The sequence below is a fragment of the Poseidonocella sp. HB161398 genome, assembly GCF_005870025.1.
Taxonomy (GTDB): Bacteria; Pseudomonadota; Alphaproteobacteria; order Rhodobacterales; family Rhodobacteraceae; genus Mangrovicoccus.
Window position 1 is genome coordinate 1 of sequence record NZ_VATA01000223.1, and the last position, 1,362, is coordinate 1,362.

General features: G+C 59.5%; 1 protein-coding gene. It reads left to right on the plus strand.

What is annotated here, in order from left to right:
- The first annotated feature begins 90 nt into the window (after positions 1-90).
- Complete coding sequence (locus FGX59_RS36905; RefSeq protein ID WP_138473481.1) at positions 91-1,110, plus strand: IS110 family transposase; 1,020 nt, start codon at positions 91-93, stop codon at positions 1,108-1,110.
- The last annotated feature ends 252 nt before the right edge of the window (positions 1,111-1,362 follow it).

Here is a 1,362-nt window from a genome sequence, read left to right on the forward strand (position 1 = left end):
GAACCCGATGGGGTGGATGGCTCCTGCTCCAACCGGCGTCGCAATGCGCCATAGTGCAGTTGTCGTGACTGCTATGAGAGGAGCCACCCAATGCAGGTTACAACAGTCGGCGTAGATCTGGCCAAGAACGTTTTCCAGGTCCATGGGATTACCGAGACCGGAGAGGTCGTTTTTAATCGGACGATTAGGCGCGCGCATCTTCTGGCTTTCTTCAAGGACCTGCCTGCGTGTCTTGTCGGCATGGAGGCATGTGGGTCCAGTCACTACTGGGCGCGGCAACTTTCTGCCCTTGGCCACGATGTTCGTTTGATCCCGGCGAATTACGTGAAGCCGTATGTCAAACGCGGCAAGTCCGATGCGGCTGATGCCGAAGCCATCTGCGAAGCCGTGACACGCCCCACGATGCGGTTCGTCGCGATCAAATCGGAAGAGCAGCAGGGTGTGCTGTTCCTGCACCGTGCCCGTGATCTGATCGTTCGTCAGCGCACTCAGCTCGGCAACATGCTGCGCGGTCTTCTGGCAGAGTTCGGCATCGTGATCGCTCAAGGCATAGGCAGCAGCGTGAAGTTTGCTAAAGGCGTTCTGGAGGGAGGCCTCCCGCGCATTCCGGAGGTTGCCGTTGATGTCCTGACCAACCTCAGCAATCAACTCGTTGCTCTGCACCTTCGGGTCAGATGGTACGAGATGCGGATGCGGCTTCAGGCCCGGCAGGATCCCCGCGTGACGCTGCTTCGCACGATACCGGGTGTCGGTCCTGTGACGGCGTCCGCCATTGTCGCCACTGTCGGCAACGCGCGGCAATTCAAGAGTGGGCGGGAATTTGCAGCCTGGCTTGGGTTAACTCCACTCAACCGATCCAGCGGAGGCAAGGAAAAGCTGGGGCGCATCTCAAAGATGGGAGATCGGTACGTCAGGCGCCTGCTGGTTACGGGAATGACCGCGCGCTTGCGGCAAATGAAAACCCACCCGGAACGGGTCGGCTCGTGGACGCTGGACTTGCTCGCACGAAAGCCCGCCCGCCTTGCAACCGTCGCGATGGCAAACAAGACGGCCCGGATCATCTGGGCCATCTTGACCAAGAACGAACGCTACCGCCCGCACTCCGCCTGAAACGAAGAACAAGAACCACAGAGACCGCAAGACCATTGAGATGATGGAGCACAGTCAGCCCGCCCGCCAAGACAACCCGCCGAATGACCAGGACACATCGTTGTCCGAGAACCCGTATGGGACTTGGCTTGCGGAAACCATCAGGGCCAGCGGCCGCGTGCGCCGCGCAAACAGGCCGGACACACGTCTGCTTCTGACCAGTGCAAAATCTATCTCAGAAAAGTCTTGCTATGCAGGAGCCATCCACACAGG

Bases quoted from the DNA above. Each gene is read 5' to 3' on its own strand.
- FGX59_RS36905 (WP_138473481.1), top strand. From the start codon at position 91: ATGCAGGTTACAACAGTCGGCGTAGATCTGGCCAAGAACGTTTTCCAG.